The following is a 19,724-nucleotide window of genomic DNA, read 5'->3' on the forward strand; positions in this document are numbered from 1 at the left end:
GCCGAAAGCTTTATTCTTGGTGTGCTCTCAATGCTGCGTTCAGGATCTTAAGAAGACATTAACTGGGTCACCGTTCACAGTCTTTTCGTGCGCTTACCGACACTTGGAAGCACCAGGGAGACGGTGAGGCCACGCCCACCTCGTCCATCGTCGAAATCAAGCGTCGCCTTATGCAACTGAGCGATACGCCTGGCGATGGTGAGGCCAAGCCCTGTGCCCGTCTGATCGTGGCGTTCGCCGCGGGCGAAGGGTTGGCCGAGTCGTCGTCTCAGCTCCGCGTCGATGCCAGGACCGTCGTCGCGCACCTGGAGCCGCACGCCTGCATCCTCGCGCGTGACGTCCACCTCGACACGGCCGCCCGCTGGCGTGTAGCGAAGGGCGTTGTCGACCAGATTGCGGAGCAACACCTGGAGCAGCACCGGATCGACTTGCACCTCGCCAGGTTCCTCTTCTCCCGCCTCAAGCTGCAACTGCACCTCGCGCGCGAGGCCGAGGGAGGCCTGATCCGCCAGCACTTCGCGCAGCAGGGGCATCAGGGCTACCGATTGGGTCGGTAAGCTGCCGCCGGCATCGGCCGCGTCCACGCCGGCCAGGCTCAACAGCTGCGCCAGCACGCGCTCGGCTCGCTCCGTTTCGGCGACGATCGCGCTCATAGGCCTACGTACCGCCTCGCCAGGCTCTGCACCCAGCGCCTGCTCGGCGCGCAGGCGCACCGTCGCCAACGGCGTACGAAGTTCGTGGGCAGCTTCTGCGCTGAAGCGCCGCTCCTGGTCGATCAGACGCCGTTGCCGCGCGAGCAGATCGTTCATCGCGCTGAGCAAGGGGCGCACCTCCAGCGCCCCCGGCGCCTCGGGCAACGGGGAAAGATCACCGGGCGCCCGAGCACGAAGCTCCGCCGCCAGATCGCGCAACGGGGCGAGTCCACGACGCAGGCCCCACCACACCACCGCGCCGGTGAGCGGCACCACCAACAGCCACCACGCCACCGATGGCAACAGGGTGTCGAGCACGATCGCCCGTCGCGCGGCCAGGGGTTGGCCAACGCAGACCGTGGCGAGAGGCTCCCCGCCCCAAGTCGTGTACACCTGCCAGCGCCTGCCATCGCCAGCCTCGATCATCGCGAGCCCCGGCGACGTGCAGGCATCGGGCTGATCCAGCGCGCCCCCGCGCGAGGCGCGGGCTTCGATGATGCCGGGCCGAGCGAAGCGGTAGGCCAAACTTCCGGACCATGCCTCGAGGGTGTCTTGGGAGGTCCCCGCTGCCGCACCCACGGATTCGAACAGTTCCGCCAGCTCGCGATCGATGTTCTCCGCGTTCGCTTCGGTGCCCGTTCGGGGCTCCGCAAGCACCCAGAGCAACAGCACGCGTGCGCTCTCGGCCAGCTGCGTATCGAGGAACGCGGCGATACGGTTACTCGCCGCCACGTAGCCCGTCCCCGCTGCCGCCGCTGCGATGAGCAGCAACGCCGGCAACAGCAGCGTGAGCAGTCGGCGGCGGATGGAGCTCACGAGGACGGCGGCTCGTCATGCGAGGGGTTGGGCGCCTCGAGGACATAGCCGATGCCGTGCACGGTGCGGATCACGCTTGCGTCGAGCTTGCGCCGCAAGCGGTGGATGTAGACATCGAGCGTGTTGCTGCCAGGCGTGCGCGCCGACCTTGCCAAAACCGCCTCCAGGCGGTCTCGCGGCATAACGCGACCGGCCTGACGGAGCAGGCACTCGAGCAAGTCGTACTCGCTCGCCGTCAGACTCACGGCCCGACCCAGGTACTGAGCGCCGCGCGGATCTTGCGTCAGCTGCAGCCCGCCCACGGCCATCGGCTCCTCGCCGCCGCCCGCGTCGCGACGAAGACGCGCACGAATCCGAGCCAGCAGTTCCGCCAGATGGAATGGCTTGACCAGGTAATCGTCCGCCCCCGCATCCAGGCCGCGCACGCGGTCTTCCGGGCCGTCGCGCGCGGTCAATACGAGGACGGGAGTGTCGAGGCCGCCGCGGCGCGCCTTCTCCAGCACCTCCAGCCCGTCGAGCCCGGGCAGACCGAGGTCCAGGATCACCAGATCGAGGCTGGGAGCACTCGCCCAGGCGTTGGCAGCAGCGTCGCCGGTGCGCGTCCAACTCACGCGGTAACCGGCCGCTTCCAAGGCGTCACGAACGGCGGCCCCGAGGGACGCGTCATCCTCGGCCAACAGCAGGTGAGGTGAGGGTTCACTCATCAGCGATCGCGGCACTTAGCGTTCGGCGGATACAAATCACTTTCATGCTAGGGTGCTGTCGGCGCGGGCCCCGGCCCGACGATCACCGTAAGGGTAACCATTCGACGCTCGAGGTATACAACGTGAATCACCGGTGCCATCTACTGCTGTCGCTGATCGCCTGCGCCCTGGCGTGCCATACGGCCTACGCCGACCACGATCAGCCCAGTATCCAACGCTACCCACTGCCGAACGATAACCCTTTCCCCATCGCCCTCGCCGTGGAGACCCCACCGGGCACCACCCTGATTCACCACAGCGGCTTGGTGCCGGGGCCCGCAGACCCGACCGCCACGCGCGGCTCGCGGGCCTTTTGGGGTGACACCAAAACCCAGGCCATGAGCGTCTTCTCTCGCATGGAGCAGTCGCTGACAGGGTTGGGATTGGGCTTCGGCGATGTGATCAAGATGACCGTGTTCCTGGTCGGCGATGAGGCCAAAGGCGGTCGGATGGACTTCGGCGGCTTCATGGAAGCCTACACCCAGTACTTCGGCACCGAAGAGCAACCCAATTTGCCTGCCCGCTCCGCCGTGCAGGTGGCAGGACTCGCCGGCGACGGCATGCTGGTGGAGATCGAAGTGATCCTCGCCCGCCCGCTCTCCCCTGGCGACCACCACCACTAGCGTCCAGTGATCGAACCCTCCGCCTCCGGTCCGACGAGCCTGCGCACCCGCTATCCGCAACGGATCGTCTGCTTGACCGAGGAAACCACCGAGACCCTTTACCTCCTCGGTGAGCAGTCACGCATCGTGGGCATCTCAGGCTTCACCGTACGCCCGCCGCAAGCGCGGCGGGAGAAGCCCAGGGTCTCGGCCTTCACCAGCGCCAAGATCGACAAGATCCTGGCTCTCGAGCCCGACCTCGTGCTGGGGTTCTCGGATCTGCAGGCGGATATCGCCTCGGAGCTGATCCGCGCGGGGGTGGCCGTCCACGTGTTTAACCAGCGCAGCGTTGAGCAGATCCTAGACATGATCGTGGTGCTCGGCGGCCTGATCGGTTGCCACGCACGCGCGGAGCGCTTGGTCCAGGAGCTCGAAATGGGCCTTGAGGAGGTTAAGACCCTGGCCCGGGAACTCCCCCGCCGCCCTCGCGTCTACTTCGAAGAATGGGATGAGCCACCTATTGCTGCCATCAGGTGGGTATCGGAGCTGCTGCAGCTAGCGGGCGGCGACAACGTTTTCATTGATTTGGCCCAGAAACCGCTCGGAAAAGACCGAATCATCGCCGCTCATCAAGAGATCATCGACACCGCGCCGGACATCATCATCGGCTCCTGGTGCGGTAAGAAGTTTCGCCCCGAACGGGTGGCCGAGCGTCCGGGTTACGACATCGTCCCCGCGGTTCGCTACGGGCACCTGTACGAGGTGAAATCGGCGATCATCCTGCAGCCCGGCCCCGCCGCCCTGACCGACGGCGTACGCGCCCTAGCCGACATCTTTCAACGCTGGGCGGAAGACCCAGACGCTATCGGGAACGGCTAGATCGCCCCCACCCCCCTGAGTCCCCCATGAGTCGCATCTACAACGTCAGCGCTCGGCCCGCCGCGCCGACCCAGGCCGTTTTCAAACGCACCCCCGCATTCGAACGGTGGCAAGTTGGCGAGGACGCCGCTTACCTGCACCACCACACCCACGCCAAGGCGGACTCGATGACCGCCCACCTACGCGTGCTGCCTCGCCGGCGCTGAAGAAGCCAGCATGTCGTCGCCAAAGGGTCACCGCTGCGTCGGCGGCATGCGCGCCAGCCTCAACGACGCGATGCCTTAGGAACACGTGGACGCCCTCTTGGCGTACACGCAGGACTTTTAACGCCTCCACGGCCAACGAAACGAATAACACCGCTATGTACAGGATTCTCAAACTCAACAACATCGCCGCCACCGGCCTCGCTGAGTTGCCCCACGATCGCTACGAGATCGGCACGGAGATCTCTCAACCGGATGGGATCCTCGTGCGCTCGACGAAGATGCACGACATGGAACTGCCCGCGTCCCTCAAGGCCGTGGCCCGCGCCGGTGCCGGCGTCAACAACATCCCCGTGGAGGCGCTCACTGCGCGCGGCATCCCCGTTTTCAACGCCCCCGGTGCCAATGCCAATGCGGTCAAGGAGCTTGTGCTAGCGGGCATGTTGCTGGCCTGTCGCAACGTCTGTCCCGCCTGGGACTACGCGCGCCAGCTCGACGGCGACGACGACGCGCTGCACCGGGCGGTCGAAGCCGGTAAGAAGCAGTTCGCCGGCTTCGAGCTACCGGGCCGCACGCTCGGCATCGTCGGTCTCGGCGCCATCGGTGTGCAGGTAGCGAATGCCGCCCTCGCCCTTGGCATGCGGGTGATCGGGCACGACCCGACCATCACCGTGGAGCGCGCCTGGCAGCTCTCGGCCCAGGTCGAGCAAGCCGGCAGCGTAGACGAGGTGGTTGCCGCCGCAGAATTCATCACCTTCCACGTCCCCCTTATCCCCTCCACCCGCCATCTGCTCAACGAGGCACGCCTGCAGCGCATGCGTAAGGGCGCGGTGGTGTTGAACTTCGCGCGCCAGGGCATCGTCGACGACGAAGCCGCCCTTCGCGCCCTTGACGACGGGCCCCTGTACGGCTACGTGTGCGATTTCCCCACCGTGGCCCTGAACGCCCATCCGCGCGTCGTCGCCCTGCCCCACCTCGGCGCCTCGACAACGGAAGCCGAGAGTAACTGCGCGGTGATGGTGGCACAGCAACTGCGCGACTATCTCGAGCACGGCAATGTGCGCAACTCGGTCAACTTCCCCAGCATCTCGCTACCGCGCGGGTCAGAGCGACGCCTGGCGGTCGTGCACCAGAACCAGCCCGATATGGTCGGTCAGCTGTCCCATCACTTGGGCGAAGCGCGGGTGAACATCGTACGCATGCTCAACGAATCTCGTGACCAACTCGCCTGCACCATCATCGATGTGGATGGGGAGCTATCGGAATCGCTGCTGGACGCCTTGGCCGCGGTGCCTGGGGTATTGAGTCTTCGGGTGCTCTAGTCGCCCGCCCCTTCTTTGAGCGCCCGCCAGCGGATTCGTCACCGGGGCGCGCTTAGCGTTGCCGATTCGTGTATCCAGCGACGCTCCGCGGTTCCGCACATGGCCAGCGCCCCCTCGACAAGCTAGCCCTGAGGTCCGATGATCTGAGGGTGTGCTCGAACCCGTGCGGCGCTAGCCATGTCAGCAAACGTCCCAAGCCCTTCCACTCCGGCGCCGCCACGGCCACGCCGCCAGCCGGCGAAACCGACCAACCAACCGTCAGCAAACCGGCCACCTCCGCCCCTCACGCACCACGACATCATGGCCCTGATGCCGCCGTTCACGCGCGCCGGCGAGGTACTCGATCTGGAGCGCAGCGACCGTGCGCGACGCATCCTCACCTTTAAACAAGCGAAGCTCGACGGCGGCGATGCGCATCCCCCACTGACCGCCTCCCTGCGTTTGGAGCTGCCCGCGTTCGGGCGGCCGCGACGGCTGGTGCGCACCCTCACCGCGCAAGGCTCGGCGGCGACGACGGCGACGATGACGGTCGAGGGCAAGGAACTCGAGACCATGCTCGGGCACGTGCGCGCGATGTCGCCTGCCAGGCAGATCATCTGTCGCGACGGCATCGTGCTCACCCGCAGCTACCTCGTGTCGCTAGAGGAAGACTCGCCCGTGCCCACGCTGGTGGCAGCGAACGCCCTCTTCGACAACCTCTCACTGGGCGTTACCAAAGAGCGCGGCGGCGTGGTGTACCCGCTGACGCTGGTGCCCGTGGATGGCCGCAGGTTGAACCTACCGCAAGACTTTTTCGCTGTGCTGAACCCAAGTTGGCGTCCCCTAAAGCAAGTGGAACGGGGCGGCGCGTGGCTCGGCGGCGTGCGCCCGCCGCAGCGCGAACCTGATCGCACAACGCGTCTGGAGCAACACTTGGGCCAGGCGATCGCCCATTGCCGAGCGACCTTCGCGAGTGATCCCCGCCAGTTCCACCGCACCCACCAGCGCGCTCGGTGGCGAGTGGTGGGCCAGCGCATCCTTCCCCTCTGTACTAGTGTGCTCGTGGCAGGTGGTGTCGTAGGGCTCGCGCTCGCGCTACCTAAGACTGCCCTATGGCACATGGTGATGTCGCAGGTCCCGATCGTTCTAATCTGCGTGATCTCTCTGTTCAAGGAACCGCCGAAGCTGGAGGTCCCTCCCTTGCCATCCCCACTCGCGCGATCCGCCTGGCCCCACGAAGCTGCGGCGACACACGAGGCTGCGGGTACCTAGAATTTGCCGCCATTGACGTCCTTGGCCGGGACAGGTTCTCCGTTGTCCCAGTGCTCGACGATCTTGCCGTCGTCGAGGCGGAATATGTCTGCCTGACACATCGCCTGCCTGCCTAGATCGGCCTTGCAAAGCGTGGCGACGAAGTTGCCCTCGCCCACACAGAGCACGACCTCTTGGTAGCACAGGGCGCGCGCGAGGAACGCATCGATGCCGTCCCCGTGCTGGGGATTGTGTTGGCGGAGGTCTTCGGCAACGTAGGGCGCCAATGCCGTTGCAGACGTGTCGGGATTGGCGATCATGCGCTCTAGCATCGTCATCACTCTTGCCTTGTTGCCGTCGGTCAAGTGGTGGTCGACGGTTTCCGTAGGTCCATCCACCTGCGTACGCCCCGTCGCGCCGGGGCCGCTGAACGCCGTGATGACATCCCAGTGTTCGATGATCTTGTCGTCGGCGTCGGTATCGAAGAAGTCGGTGGTGACCCACTGGGTATCGCCCATCTTCTGGTACGCGTGGAGGAATACGTACTGACCGTCCGTCCAGGCGCGAGGGATCTCGATGTGGCGCTCAGGATTGCGCTTTAGGAACTCGCTGAAGAAGGCGATGAAGCCCTCGCGTCCGTCAGCGACGCCGGTGCTGTGTTGAGTGTAGCGCTCGCCCGTGTAGGCGTTGACCGCTTGCACCGGATGGCCGTCGCGAATCCCTTCGAGATAGAGGCGACGGGCGTGGTCGAGCTTACGGTTCATGTGCGGTGTTTCCTCGGGTCTTCACGAGAGGTCGTTAGTCGAGCACGGGTGGGTCCTGGGAGCAAAGGTGTACTTAGGCCATTTTAGGGTTAAAAATGGACAGATGACCCCGAAAACTCACAGATTTGGCCATTTTAATGGTTTGAATTCACCACCTCGTCAGCTCACCTGGTCGCCGCAGGGGGCCGCGAGGCAGCTCGAGATCCTGGACCGAGCGACCCTGTTCAAACGCATTCCCCGTGCGCTCCTCACCCAACCGGAACGATTGGACTTCCAGCTGGTGATCGTCTGCTACAGCGGCGCGGGCGAGCATGCCGTCGACGGGGTGACGGTGCCTGTGGGGCAAGGCGTGGTGCTGCACATTCAGCCAGGGCAGATCCATCAATGGGCGGGTGGTGCGACCTACGGAGCGTGGCTGATCCTGGCGTATCAGTTGCCGCTCGTGCCGGTGTCGCGCACGGTGGGGCCTCGCGTCAGACATGTCAGCCAGGGCGCCCTGCGCACGACAAGCAGCCTAGTAAAGCTCATCGGGCAACCGCCTGCTCGGGCGGAGGATCGGCTGGCGGCGGAGCGTGCCGTCGCCGATCTACTCGCGATCACCCTCCGCCTCACCGCGCCTGACCCACTGCCTGCCGGCCCCTACGCCGCCCTGTACCTGGCCCTTCGCAATGACGTGGCCACCTGGCCCGATGTGCGCCTCAACCTCTCCCAGCGCGCGGCCCGCCTGGGCTGTAGCAGCCGCACGCTGACCCGCGCGTGTCTGGCGATATCCGGGCGCACCGCGAAGCAGGAGACCGACGCCTTACTGGCCCTGGAGGCACGGCGCCTACTCGCCGTGCCCGCCTTGTCCGTGACGCAAATCGCCACCGCTCTAGGCTTCAGCGAAGCCACGAACTTCACCAAGTTCGTTAGGCGTACCACGGGTGCACCACCCGCTACTTGGCGACGTCGAGCCTAGCCGCGGAGCGCCAAGACATCAACATCTCACCTGTGGAAGACTGACTGCACGACTTTGTCCCCAGTGCCCGATGCAAATACTGAAGACCGATACCCGCCGTCACCTGACACGGCTTCTAGCATCGCTGAGGCACCCGCTCAGCAGTCCAGAGCGGACGGACGTCAGCGATGCGGGCACGGCACGCTCAGGTGGCCAGCGATCGTCCAAGGAGCGACAGGGAGAGCACCGATGCGCTGTCGCTGATCGCCGTCGCCTGCCAGTCCGCAGCGGAACGATCGTAGGGGACGATAGCGAGGTCTAGGAGGTTGCAGGGAGGCAACTGCGAGTCGCGGGCAAGGATGAGCAACAAGGGCTTTCCCATCCCCTCGGCCATGCCCACCTCGTGAAGCACGTTAGCGTTGCTCGTCGTAAGATCTGCGAGAACGACACCGGACTTGCGCATGAGCAGACCGATCAGCGCCTGATAGTTTTCCCGGGCGAGGCCACCCCAGGCGCGCAGAGCGTGTAACCCGAGTTCCCTCAGCAAGGGCCGGTAGAAGTCGCTGAAGTAGGTGTCAAAGGGAGGCTGAAAGGGCATAGCGACAAAGGCCGTTCGCGAGGCCATCTCCGCTGGCGCAATAGCGGCATGTAAGAACTTAAGCCCCGCGGTGTGCAGCTCATCCGCTGACACCCACCCGTTCTCGCAGGGCACCACGGCAGCCGCGAACGCATCTAGCGCCCCGTCGGCAACGCCGAGGTTCTTCAGGTGCGCACACGCCGTCTGCTCCGCCTTCGCTGCCGCGTCCGGATCAACGCCCCGAAGGATCACGAAGTGGAACGCCGCGGCGGTCATCAACGCTACATCGCAGATCGCCTCCGACGCCTGCGCGACCTGGAACAGCGTCTCCTGCATCACGCGCGGCGTCGCGTCGGGGGCTGGTGGCTTCGAGGGGAGGATCGGCAGGCAACCGATCTCCTCGAGGAACGCGTTCATCCGACCCGCCAGTACCGGGTAGTGGCCCACGGCGTGGCGCGCCGGCGCGCCGGACAAGAAGTAGCCGAGCATGCCGCCGTTGTAGCGTATGTAGAGGGAATCCAAATCGTCCCGGAGCTCCATTCTGCCTGCCCTCTCAAGTTGCCATGGCTAGCTGATCCTAGCCGGACTGAGGGGCGCTTCCGATCTTCGGGGCCGCGCCCGCAGCACCCTCGCTCACCGAGCCCGGCCTCGACGTGGCGCGGATCGCTATCGCGAGCTTGCTTTACTGAGCTCGCGACTAAGGTTGCTAGGGGCATTGCACGCCGGCGCTGTCGATCTCCGCGACAAGCGCTCGTTCGGCGCGACTCGTCCGCAACTAGCGTGTGAAACGGCGGTTGCCGCCCCCGCCCAACGTGCCACGTGCTCCTGCCGGTGTACCCGCGCCTTCGGGAGTAGGCGCCTGCCCAGCCGACGTACACCAGCTGGCGAGATCGCGCCCAATGAGTGGCCTCGACCCCGCGCGACCCTACGCTTTGAGTTGATCGCCGATCGGCAACCTACGCAGTCGCTTACCTGTAGCAGCATAGATCGCATTGGTCAGGGCGGGCGCAGCGCTCGGCAACCCCATCTCCCCGGCTCCGGTGGGCGTGTCGTCGTAGTTGAGCACGTGCGCCTCGAAGCGAGCCGGGAACGCCGCGATCTGGGCCAGGGGGTAGTCGTGGAAGTTGCTCTGCTCGATCTGCCCGTCGCGTACGGTGATCTCCAGGCCTAGCGCCGTGCTCAACCCATCCACCGTACCCCCCTGGAGCTGCGCCTCGACCGCATTCGGGTGAACCGCGAAGCCGACATCCATCGCCGCGACGATGCACTCGATCGCGAGATCACCGGTGCTGGAGACGCTAACCTCGATGGCGTGTGCCGCGTAACCACCGAAGGTGAAATGGGTCGCGATACCGACGCCGCGCCCGGCGCCTCGCGCCCGCCCGTAATCGATGCGCTCAGCAACGAATCGGGTGAGCCTGGCAAGGCGCCCCGGATTGAAGGTAGGCCCGCCGTGGTTAGCACAAGGCAGCTCGCGAGGCTCGCCGAGCAAACGTAGCCTCAGGGCGAGCGGGTCCTCCCCGATCTCATGGGCGAGCTCATCCAGGAAGCTCTGTACGACAAACGCATTCGCCGTGTGGGCCGGCGCACGCCAGGATCCTCGCGGTACGCCGATCGTGTTGTGGTGATACTCGAGCTGGAGGTTCGGCACGATGTGACGGGGGAAGTCATCGGAGTACAGCTCCGCTTGCCAAAGGCGCTCATCAGGCATATCGGGGCGCCGGTAGTACTTCGAGGCGCTGACCAAGCGATGGGCCCAGGCGGTGACCGCGCCGCGCTCGTCGAGCCCGACCTTCAATTCGTGGGTGCCCGCCGGTCGGTAGAAGTCATTCTTGATGTCGTCCTCGCGGGTCCACTGCAGCTTGATCGGCCACCCCGTGCGTTTGGAGATCATGGCCGCTTCAGCCACGTAGTCGTTGGTCAGGCGTCGTCCGAAGCCGCCGCCCACGCGGGGGAACTCCACGTGGATCTGATCTCGCTCGAGCCCCGTCACCGCGGCGGCGGCGCGCGAGGCACCGCTCGGTGACTGCGTTGGCGCGATGATATGACAGCGATCCTCCTGCACGTGGGCGAAGGCGTTCTGTGGCTCGAGCGGCGCATGGCTCACGAAGGGCACTTGGTAGCGCCGCACCAGCTGCGTGCTCGCCGCGGCGAAGGCTTGTTCGAAATGGCCGTCGTCGAGGGCGAGCTGACCTCGGGTGGCAAGCATGCGATCGTTCTCTGCCCAGAACCGTTCTGAGCTATCTTGCGCACTAGGTCCGGGCTCCCATTCAACACGGACCGCGGCCCTTCCCTTGATAGCCGCCCAGGTAGACTCGGCCACCACGGCAACGCCGCTCGCGAGGATCTCGTAAGGCTCGCCCATGGCGGGCCCTTCGATCTCGAACACGTCCAGCACACCGCGCACCTGACGTGCTGCCGTGTCGTCGAAGGACCGCACACTGCCGTTGAGCCAAGGGCTTCGTGCGATCACCGCGTAGCGCATGCCGGCGACCCGCGTGTCGACCCCGTAGCGGGCCTGACCGGTGACGATCTCCCGCGTCTGCACGTTGTGCTGACGCTTGCCGATGATGCGGTACTCGTCGGGCGACTTGAGCTCAGCGGGCGCCTTGGCCTCCGGCAACTCGGCGGCGTCCGCGACCAGCGCGGCGTAAGGTAAGGACGTATCGAGGCGCTCGCAAACCACGATTCCATCCTCGGTGTGACACTCGGCAACGGGGACGCCCAGGCGGGCAGCACCAGCCCGCACGAGTCGTTCTCGTGCCGCCGCACCTATCTTTTTCATTAGCTCGAGGTTCGCCGTAAGACCGGTGCTGCCGCCCACGCCTTGGACGCCGTACTTCCAAGTGAATCCATCGTTAGTGCGCACCAGACCCAACGGCATCGGCGTCACCTCGACCTGCGCCCAGGGTACATCCAGCTCCTCAGCCACGACCATCGGCAATGCCGTGCGCACCCCCTGACCGATCTCCGGTTGGGACGACCCGATGCGCACGCGGTTGTCCCGGCCGATCTCGACAAAGAAGCCTAGCTGCCGCGCATCGTGCGCATCCCCGAGCACCGGTATGCCGAGCACGAGTGCCCCGCTCGCGCTGGCCCCAGCGATGAGAAACGCTCGGCGCGTCAATATGGGCGAGTGATCAAGGGCCATCGGTCGTCTCCGCTGGTCGAGCAGCAGCGGGGGACCGTTCAGTCTCTGCCGCCATCAGGGCAGCAGCTCGATGAATGCCCTCGCGGATGCGCGGATAGGTGCCGCAGCGACATCGATTGGTGAAGTGGCGATCGATGTCGCCATCGGTGGGCGTCGGCCACCTCGCGAGAAAGTCCGCCGCCGCCATGATCTGACCTGCCTGGCAATAGCCGCACTGAGGCACGTCCAAGGTCAGCCACGCCTCCTGCACGGGGTGAAGTGCGCCTTCCTTGGGGGCCAGGCCTTCAATAGTGGTCACGGCGCTACCTGCCACCTCGCTCACCGGCACCGTGCAGGCCCGCTGCGCCCGTCCGTCGAGATGGACCGTGCAGGCACCGCACTGCCCGATGCCGCAGCCAAATTTAGTGCCCGTGAGCCCCAGGGAGTCCCGCAAGACCCACAGCAACGGCGTGTCGCCGTCCCCGCTGAAGGTGATTGGAACGCGGTTGACGGTGAACGCAATCATCGGTGAGCCTCCGAGGCGACGCTGACGCAACCTGGTGTTGGACTTGCCCCTCAAGTGCCTGGTTCGCTTCCATTCACCCGCTTCGGCGTGCGTCAGTTGCCGCTTGGCCCGTCCGCTGCCGCGGTTAACCTGGTTGCTTAACGAGGCTAGCGCGAGGCTGAAGGAGGAGGGGTAGAGAAACCAACCACTGGCTTGCGCGCTAGATGCGCCGGATCAAGCTCATCCAAGCGCTTGCATTAGACGTCCTCGCTCATAGAACACGTGCACTGGGCGCCGGGGATCAGAACACACGCCGGTGATCTGACTCACATCTTCACTACTCTCGTAGGTGATCTCCATTGCCCTCACCATCGGAGTGCTTCTGCAGAAGAGCGCGTGTTTGCGCAGGGCCGAGGTACATGCCAACCGTGTATGAGATTGGATTCGAGGCCATCGCAGTTGGAGTCCAAGGCTCACGAGAGTTCCCAGACCCAGCAAACCCCACATCTTGGACTAGCCGGCTCTGCCTACCAAGCAGAGTCAGCGCTCCCTGCTTGCTGCAGCTGCTTGAGCTCCAGTGCGCACCAACGTCTCCCCCTGACCCAAACGGGAGAAGTCGAATACGATCGGTTGCTGATCGCGCCAGTCAATCGTATCCACACGCGCACCGGGAAGAGGAGTCGGCGGATCATTCCCCTCCTCCCCAGCCATCTCGACTCCACGACCGGCTACCCCCGTTTGCGTAGTTGGGTCACTCAGTAAACGGGGAACGCGTGTCACCGGATACTGGAGCCACTCCTGCACCACGATGCGTCCATCCACAGGGCGATAATCCGCAGCTCCCTCCTGCAGGCCCTCCTTGATGAGGGAGTAGGTGAGCAATCCGTGCTCCAGGTCATCTGCCTCAATAGCTACCTGATCTTGCTGAGCAGCTGCCAGCACGCGCATGCCCTTATCGTAGGACAATTGCCCAAGCCCCTGACTGCCCAAAGGGCCGGGCTTGAAGCGCTCTTGCTCCACAACGCGAGCAGAGTAGCAAGCGTCTACGACCAGCAGCATCTCCCCGGCATCTACATCTCCAAGCCATAGGGTCAAGTCGGCGCTGGAGATGGCCTGCGGGCGGAGGTCAGCTAGGCTCCGGCTGGAATCGTCACCAACGTTGCTCGGTATCAAGTAGAGCTCACCGTCTTCATCAGCGTAGCCATGGCCGGAGTAGGTAATCACAACAAGGTCGTCGGGGGAGGCACGGCGCAGACCTTCGGCACCTGACACACCCCTCAGCCGATCGCGCGCACGCGCGTCCCCGGACAAGGCCCGCAAGGCGTCTCGCACCTTTTCCTTTGTCGCATCAGCTGCTCCGTTCACTTTTGAAACAAGGGAGACGCTTACTGCCTCGTCGAACGCTCCACTCTTGCGAGCTGCCTCTCTCAGGCCCCTCAGCGCCAAATCCGCATCGTTGGCGGCGTGCTTCAAGCGCAGCCCCGAGTGTTCGCTATCCGACACTCCGATCGAAATCACGAATAGTCGCCTAATGCCTGACGAGCGTGCCTTCGGTAGAGCAAGCCTAGCCTTCGCAGACACGCTCTTAACGTTGTCTGAATTCAGCGCGTACGCGCTGAATTCGACAGACGCCCCCTCCACCGACGCGGTTGGAAGCTCCACCTGAAACTCCTGCGTATAATTTCCCTTGGCATCAAAGTCAAGGTTGCCCAGGCCTGCGGGTGCGTATGCGACAAGTCGATGATCACGAAACAGGCGCAGTGCAGCACCACCTGATCGATACTCCCTCCCTCCCACGACTGTACTCGCCTCACGTACGCTAACCTTGATTCTCGCCTTGCCTTGCCCGATCACGACTGCCTCGTCGATAGTGACCACTGGCAAGGCGCGATTGCGATTGTGCAATGGCGGCACTGCCACTAAAGACTCGCCAGCGACCAACTTCGGGAGAAGCTGAGGTTCATAGTACTCCCGCATATACAGCTCTAGCGGCCGTGAGCGGAGCGGCTCGTCGCTGAGTACCCAATGAACTTCCTCGATATCTTCCAGCCACCTAGAATCAAAGTGTCCTTCGGGTGTCACCGCCAGCCAATCCTCATCGTTTGGCACGACCACGCTACCGAGCTCCATATCCGCGTCCACATCGAACACTCTTATGCGGTTCTCTGCACCGCCGAGTGCCAGCAGACGACCAGTCGCGCTGTAGGAGAGATTTCCCCAGAAATCCGTGTACTGGGTTGAGCGACGCACCGAATCCGAATCTAAGTCCCAATGCTGAAGAGATCGACTAGTCGTGATCGTGAGCACGTTGCTGGTTGGTCTAAAGATGAAATCGCTAAGTGACGCATCTCCCACTGGCAACTCCCAGCGCATCCGACCAGAAGCCAACTCCCATACTTTGATACTCTGTTCTTCTACAATCGCTAGTGAACCACTGTCCCCGCTGAACACCAGCTTATTGCTAGCGTAGCCAAGTTCTCCGCCCTTAACACTCTTGGAGAAGAGCTCGCGCCAGCTACTAGTGTCGAGCACGACAACACGGCTCTCTGCGCCACGCCGAAACGGGTTGAAGCCCCCCGGGCTCTCCCGCATACCGAGGCGACGCCCGTCGGGGCTGAACGCAGCAGAGAATACGTCTTTGCGCTCCAGTAGGACTGCCCCGGTGAGCGGATCAACGACACGGAATTGGTTCTGCTCCTGCTCGTTGGTGAACAGCGCAAGCAGCCCCCCACTGCGACTGAACTGGCCGGCAGCATAGGCCGCCTCCGGCTTTGACCTCGAAGCGCTCTCGAGAGGAAACTCCTGGGTAACGCGACCTGAATCGAGCTCGCTTACCACTACCTTGGAAGACCCGCCCTTGCTCTGCACCTCCGCCAACAAACGTGCGTCGGAACTCACTGGCGAATAATTGAAGAACGAGCTTACCTGCGACACCCGACGCGGAGGCAAGCCGCTACGCAAATCCCATACTGCGGTGCCCCCAGTTAGCGTTGCGGTGATCAGCGTACTATCGTCGTCACCGAACACCGGCACCGACCCCATCGGCAGCGGCACGGGGAATCCAAACGAGAGATCCCGTTTGGAGACAGCGAGGGAAGAAACACGTTCTCCCTCGCGGGCGTGCCAACGGGAAACCGTTTTGAAGTCCTCGACCATGTCTAGGGTAGAGCCATCACGGCTAAACTTCACGGGGGCATTTAGCATCGCGTACTGTGACGCTTCGCGGAGAGCGGCCAACACGCCGCCTTTTCCTTCCTCTCCCACCGCATCGACAGGACTATTGTCCTCCTCAATAATCCCGCCGACTTCATACAGTGGAGTTCCGCCCTCAAGAAGCGATAGTACCGAGACCTTGCCATCTCCACGACCATACGCTAGCAACTCTCCGTCCGGCGAGAGTGCGATACTGCGAATTCCCCCCAGCAGTAGGGCACCGAAGCCGCCGTCCAAGACCTGCTTCGCTCGCTGCCCGAGATCGCATACCCCCGCCACCTGGTTGCGCCCCTCAATCGCCGCGGTGACCTTACTGTTTGCGGTGAGGTCCCCAAGCGTGTCCAGCACCCCCGTTGCCTCGAAGGGTTTGTCGCACACATTGCTCACTGGCGGCTTCCCGAGCATCCTGCCGTCCAAACCGTAGAGCTGCACCGAACCGTTGTTGCTCCCCAAGGCGAGCGTCTGCCCATCTGGGCTGAATTGCAGTTCTGTCACCCGACCAACCTTCGCCGTAAAGGTTCGGGGTGACTTGGCACCAACGGGCTCGAACAGCTCGACTTTACGCTCCCCTACGGCCGCTGCCACCAGCGTTCCATCAGGGCTCATTGCTACTGCCGCCACCGCTGCCCCTTCCTCCGCGGGGCGCACTAGAGTGCCCGTAGCGACCTCCCAAACCGAAACCCCCCGCTTTCCGCCGTGTACCAAATAGCGGCCATCGCTTGAATACACGATCTCAAATCGTGCGGTCATGCCGCCAAGGGTACCGCTTGGATCAGCTTCCTTGCTCTTCAGCTTTGTGGAGGTGAGGCGGCGCACGAGGGTTCCCGTCCTAACATCAAACACGCGTACAATCCCCGTTGAGCTCAGCGCTGCTAGCCGCTGCCCTCTCGGATCGAAAGCGATGCCGGTTGATAGTGGTGCTACTATGGTATTTAGTTCCACGCCCGTGCGAACGTTCCACAGCTTTACGACACCGTCTGAGCCCAGCGTCGCGAGCATCTTGCCATCCGGCGGGTAGACGAACTCGCTAACCAACCATGAGTGCGAAGTCTGCACGACCAGGCGAGGACCAAAGCCAGGCAGTAGGTCCTCAGTGTGATCTGGAGCGACGCTTTCCCCCAAACGGCTTGTGACCTGGTGCCCAACGTCCTTCGCTAGAGCCGTCAAGAGCTCCACACTGCCCTTCTTCGGCGGCGCGATGCTCTCCCGAAACACCAACCCTGCCGCCTCGCCCCCACGGTAGAGTTCGTAGTCCACACCCACCCGAAGCGGTTCGGAGACTTTCATGTCCAATCGGTCAGGGGTAACTCGGTTCACGAGCTTCTTGATTCGCGGTCTCCGTCGCTTCTTCTCCGTGAGCTCGCTGACCAGGACGTAGTGAAAGCCAGCTCTTGCGGCGATCGCGCGCGCCTGGTCCGTGTTATCTACTCCCTCCAGGAGCTGCGCGTACACGCGAGGGTCGTCCTCGAGTGTCGCCAGCAGTTTGTCGGCAAAACTGAATCCGATCTGGTGCGACTCTGCCAGCGGCGTGGCTATGGCGATGCTAATCCCGGGAGCAGTCTCAGCCATAGCCCCTACGGGTGAGCCACAAAGACACGTAATCACCAACAATACCAACGGTACACAGTACGATCCTTTCACCCCTGCCTCCCGGTTACTTACAACTCTGGTTGTCCGTGCAGGCCCGCCCCTCGCTTGCCATCAATACGTCCTGCCAGCCCTTCATGTCTCTGAACGAGCCCTAGGGCCGGTGATCGATAGCGAACTTGAACGCAACGCCTTCCATGTCGCCCACTTTGCCGGCTGCCGCTGCCGACTGCCGGTCCGTGTTCGCCATTGTCAGTCCCTTAGCTCGGTACGCATCTTCGAGTACGCCGGCGGCGGAGCGTGCGGTGAAGCTAGCTTTGCTACCCGCGTCGAACTCATCAAGCGCCTCCAGATCCGCGCGCGGACCATCCTCGACAAAAACGTAAAGCAGCTCGATGCCGGGATTTCCATCCAGGCGCAAATACGAACTGGCTGGAATACGCGTCAGCTGCCCGCCAACTGGGTTGCTGCCACCGGTCGCTCCCGTCGGGTAGAGGCGGCTGTGCCTTCCCTGACTATCTACTAAGCCGACGTACACCCAGACACCTAGCGGTGACATCACCTCGAGGTAGAACTGCTCGCCGCTACGCATAACGTCCATGCTCTGGATCTCTTCCCCGCGTTCGGTAAGCAGGCGTAAGCTCCGCACGGGAACTTCCTCGGCATGCTCAGCTTCCACATCAGGCGAACGAGCGGTCCACACCAACAGCAGTCCGGCGCTAAGCGCGAGAAGCAAGCAACTCAACGCAATGGTGACGATGCGTCGGGCCCTGGCCTCGGCGACCGGCTCAACAACACTGGGCGGCCCATCCGAGTGCAACTCGAGTCGCTGCCGCAGCCGGTGCAGCAGCACTCGATACTGCTGGTGAGCTACGTCACCACCCCATCCAGACAGATCGCTTGTCAGGAGATCTCGAAACCTTGGCGGTGCCATCACCCCATCGATCCTGACGGGCAACAACACATCTAGGTCTTGCGCAAGCGAGGCTTCTCCAAGCACCCAATTCGACTGTTTGGCCGCCTTAGACCACAACACCAATACGAGATCCGCCTCTTGAATCTTCCGCTCAATGAGTTGGTTCAACGAGCCGGTGTGAAAGTCGCGATCGAACTCGACCGTGAAGCCATCGCCACGCAAACCATCCGCCAAGCGATTCGCCATCTCTTGGTCTTCACCGGCATAGCTGAGAAAGATCATCGCCTTCGCTGTCTTTTACTTGCGGCAGCTACATGAGATCGAGCTAAGGTTAAATTTTACCATAAGTGCGCACAGAGGATACCCCGAAAAATGCCTATCGAATATGTTTTTTACCCATCATTCTCCGACACTCGAGATTGGCTAGGGAGAATGCGAACAAGCTATTCGCAAGGATGGCAGCATCGGGACCCTACCGAAACACACTCACATGGGTCTTCATCAGAAGTACAAGTCACGAGATCAGAGGCGAGATCCTCCTAAGCTGTTGCAGTGATGGCGACCCAGCGCGCCAGGGAACTTGTCGGGACGATGTTCGCCCACCGCCCAATAGGATGCATGGCGCGAGCGATCCTGTCGCTCGCTTCGGAGAGTGCGAAAGGGCCACTGCACGTGCCTGTGCCCGCCCATCCGGAGGGTGGACGTTTCACTTGGTCAACCAAGCGGTGATAATAAGCAGTGGAAAGACTCTGCCCATCGATCCACTACCCGACACCCAACTAGTGCGCGCTGGGGTGCAGACTTCGCATGCTGTGCCAACTCCTAAAGGACACGACAGCTATCAATCCCCCAGCGTGCAGCCGAGGCGACATGACGAGTGAATATCACGTGACAGTGGTGACCAGCCGCGAGCTCACGCCCTATATGCGTCGGATCACCCTTCACGGCGAATCCCTAGCCGCTTTCCCGCAAAACCGCCAGGGAGACTACGTAAAGGGCCGCTTTGGAGGTCTCTTCAATCGCGTATTGCGCTCATTCACCGTGCGCGACTTCGACGCCACGGCGAAGCACATTGTGTTGGACTTCGTCGACCATGGGGACAACGGCCCGGCCAGTGCTTGGGCACGCACGGCCAGCCCCGGCGCCGCCCTGACGCTGCGTGGACCCGGGCAGGTTAAGCGCCTCGACCCACAAGCGGACTGGATACTGATCGCGGGGGATCTGAGCGCGCTCCCCGCGATCGCCGCCAACTTGGAGCTACTTGGTGCAGACGCCTGCGGCCACGCGCTGATCGAAGTGCCGAGCGCCGACGCTGCGCTGGAACTCGTGGCTCCGCCCGACGTCGAAATAGAGTGGATCGTCAACGAGGATACCAACGCGCCCAATCGCCTCCTCGTCGAGCGGTTGCGGCAGGTTCCGTGGCAATCGGGACGTACTTCGGTTTGGTTCGCCGGCGAGTTTGACGGCATGCGTGCCGCGCGCAGCTACTTGCGCGACGAACGAGGAATCGATCGCCGTGAGATGTACCTAAGTTGCTACTGGAAGCTAGGCGCCACCGACGAGGGGATGAAGCGTGCCAAGCGTGCGGACGCCCAGTCCTAGCGACGC

Annotated in this window: 15 protein-coding genes; 7 read left to right on the forward strand and 8 right to left on the reverse strand. The window is 63.4% G+C overall.

Features of this window, described 5'->3' with window-relative positions:
* Positions 1-74 precede the first annotated feature (74 nt).
* Together AAGA68_07995 and AAGA68_08000 are read right to left on the reverse strand one after the other, a co-directional pair.
* Positions 75-1,508, reverse strand: a complete 1,434-nt coding sequence (locus tag AAGA68_07995) for an ATP-binding protein (protein MEM9384990.1) — start codon at positions 1,506-1,508, stop codon at positions 75-77.
* On the reverse strand, positions 1,505-2,212 hold the full coding sequence (locus AAGA68_08000) for a response regulator transcription factor (protein ID MEM9384991.1): 708 nt from the start codon (positions 2,210-2,212) through the stop codon (positions 1,505-1,507). Before AAGA68_08000 ends, AAGA68_07995 begins: the two co-directional genes overlap by 4 nt.
* Positions 2,213-2,364: 152 nt before the next feature.
* Between AAGA68_08000 and AAGA68_08005 the strand changes: the two genes are divergently transcribed.
* The 5 genes from AAGA68_08005 to AAGA68_08025 all read left to right on the forward strand — a co-directional run bounded on the left by AAGA68_08005 (position 2,365) and on the right by AAGA68_08025 (position 6,508).
* Positions 2,365-2,874 (forward strand): RidA family protein, encoded by a 510-nt coding sequence (locus tag AAGA68_08005; GenBank protein ID MEM9384992.1) that lies wholly within the window; start codon positions 2,365-2,367, stop codon positions 2,872-2,874.
* Positions 2,875-2,946: 72 nt separating this feature from the next.
* Positions 2,947-3,732: a cobalamin-binding protein gene (locus AAGA68_08010; GenBank protein ID MEM9384993.1), complete on the forward strand. Its 786-nt coding sequence runs from the start codon at positions 2,947-2,949 to the stop codon at positions 3,730-3,732.
* A gap of 26 nt (positions 3,733-3,758) precedes the next feature.
* Entirely contained in the window at positions 3,759-3,938 is a 180-nt protein-coding gene (locus AAGA68_08015; protein ID MEM9384994.1) for a hypothetical protein, read from the forward strand.
* A gap of 155 nt (positions 3,939-4,093) precedes the next feature.
* Positions 4,094-5,257, forward strand: coding sequence for a 3-phosphoglycerate dehydrogenase family protein (locus AAGA68_08020; protein ID MEM9384995.1), 1,164 nt, complete (start codon positions 4,094-4,096; stop codon positions 5,255-5,257).
* Positions 5,258-5,434: 177 nt separating this feature from the next.
* Positions 5,435-6,508: a hypothetical protein gene (locus AAGA68_08025; protein ID MEM9384996.1), complete on the forward strand. Its 1,074-nt coding sequence runs from the start codon at positions 5,435-5,437 to the stop codon at positions 6,506-6,508.
* Here the strand turns inward: AAGA68_08025 and AAGA68_08030 are convergent.
* A complete protein-coding gene (locus AAGA68_08030; GenBank protein MEM9384997.1) occupies positions 6,505-7,251 on the reverse strand; it encodes a nuclear transport factor 2 family protein in 747 nt (248 codons plus the stop codon). The two genes, AAGA68_08025 and AAGA68_08030, sit on opposite strands and share 4 nt — an antisense overlap.
* A gap of 142 nt (positions 7,252-7,393) precedes the next feature.
* Between AAGA68_08030 and AAGA68_08035 the strand changes: the two genes are divergently transcribed.
* A complete protein-coding gene (locus tag AAGA68_08035) occupies positions 7,394-8,209 on the forward strand; it encodes a helix-turn-helix domain-containing protein (protein MEM9384998.1) in 816 nt (271 codons plus the stop codon).
* A gap of 184 nt (positions 8,210-8,393) precedes the next feature.
* On the opposite strand, the gene AAGA68_08040 is transcribed toward AAGA68_08035, so the two are convergent.
* The 5 genes from AAGA68_08040 to AAGA68_08060 all read right to left on the reverse strand — a co-directional run bounded on the left by AAGA68_08040 (position 8,394) and on the right by AAGA68_08060 (position 18,398).
* Positions 8,394-9,305, reverse strand: a complete 912-nt coding sequence (locus tag AAGA68_08040; GenBank protein MEM9384999.1) for a hypothetical protein — start codon at positions 9,303-9,305, stop codon at positions 8,394-8,396.
* 385 nt (positions 9,306-9,690) lie between these two features.
* Positions 9,691-11,916, reverse strand: coding sequence for a molybdopterin cofactor-binding domain-containing protein (locus AAGA68_08045; protein MEM9385000.1), 2,226 nt, complete (start codon positions 11,914-11,916; stop codon positions 9,691-9,693).
* Positions 11,906-12,421 carry a (2Fe-2S)-binding protein gene (locus AAGA68_08050; GenBank protein ID MEM9385001.1) on the reverse strand — a complete coding sequence of 172 codons (516 nt, stop codon included), beginning with the start codon at positions 12,419-12,421 and terminating at the stop codon, positions 11,906-11,908. Before AAGA68_08050 ends, AAGA68_08045 begins: the two co-directional genes overlap by 11 nt.
* 519 nt (positions 12,422-12,940) lie before the next feature.
* Complete coding sequence (locus AAGA68_08055; protein ID MEM9385002.1) at positions 12,941-17,182, reverse strand: hypothetical protein; 4,242 nt, start codon at positions 17,180-17,182, stop codon at positions 12,941-12,943.
* Positions 17,183-17,354: 172 nt separating this feature from the next.
* On the reverse strand, positions 17,355-18,398 hold the full coding sequence (locus tag AAGA68_08060) for a TIR domain-containing protein (GenBank protein MEM9385003.1): 1,044 nt from the start codon (positions 18,396-18,398) through the stop codon (positions 17,355-17,357).
* A gap of 588 nt (positions 18,399-18,986) precedes the next feature.
* On the opposite strand from AAGA68_08060, the gene AAGA68_08065 reads away from it, so the two are divergent.
* Entirely contained in the window at positions 18,987-19,718 is a 732-nt protein-coding gene (locus AAGA68_08065; GenBank protein ID MEM9385004.1) for a siderophore-interacting protein, read from the forward strand.
* Positions 19,719-19,724 lie beyond the last annotated feature (6 nt).

The sequence above is a fragment of the Pseudomonadota bacterium genome (assembly GCA_039193195.1).
In the GTDB taxonomy this organism is placed as follows: domain Bacteria; phylum Pseudomonadota; class Gammaproteobacteria; order Steroidobacterales; family JBCBZW01; genus JBCBZW01.

What these genes read in the sequence shown, in the direction of transcription:
- AAGA68_08015 (MEM9384994.1), top strand. Translation starts at nt 3,759, where the DNA reads ATGAGTCGCATCTACAACGTCAGCGCTCGGCCCGCCGCGCCGACCCAG.
- AAGA68_08065 (MEM9385004.1), top strand. Translation starts at nt 18,987, where the DNA reads ATGACGAGTGAATATCACGTGACAGTGGTGACCAGCCGCGAGCTCACG.
- AAGA68_08040 (MEM9384999.1), bottom strand. Translation starts at nt 9,305, where the DNA reads ATGGAGCTCCGGGACGATTTGGATTCCCTCTACATACGCTACAACGGC.
- AAGA68_08000 (MEM9384991.1), bottom strand. Translation starts at nt 2,212, where the DNA reads ATGAGTGAACCCTCACCTCACCTGCTGTTGGCCGAGGATGACGCGTCC.
- AAGA68_08050 (MEM9385001.1), bottom strand. Translation starts at nt 12,421, where the DNA reads ATGATTGCGTTCACCGTCAACCGCGTTCCAATCACCTTCAGCGGGGAC.
- AAGA68_08020 (MEM9384995.1), top strand. Translation starts at nt 4,094, where the DNA reads ATGTACAGGATTCTCAAACTCAACAACATCGCCGCCACCGGCCTCGCT.
- AAGA68_08055 (MEM9385002.1), bottom strand. Translation starts at nt 17,182, where the DNA reads ATGGCTGAGACTGCTCCCGGGATTAGCATCGCCATAGCCACGCCGCTG.
- AAGA68_08045 (MEM9385000.1), bottom strand. Translation starts at nt 11,916, where the DNA reads ATGGCCCTTGATCACTCGCCCATATTGACGCGCCGAGCGTTTCTCATC.
- AAGA68_08060 (MEM9385003.1), bottom strand. Translation starts at nt 18,398, where the DNA reads ATGATCTTTCTCAGCTATGCCGGTGAAGACCAAGAGATGGCGAATCGC.
- AAGA68_08030 (MEM9384997.1), bottom strand. Translation starts at nt 7,251, where the DNA reads ATGAACCGTAAGCTCGACCACGCCCGTCGCCTCTATCTCGAAGGGATT.
- AAGA68_08025 (MEM9384996.1), top strand. Translation starts at nt 5,435, where the DNA reads ATGTCAGCAAACGTCCCAAGCCCTTCCACTCCGGCGCCGCCACGGCCA.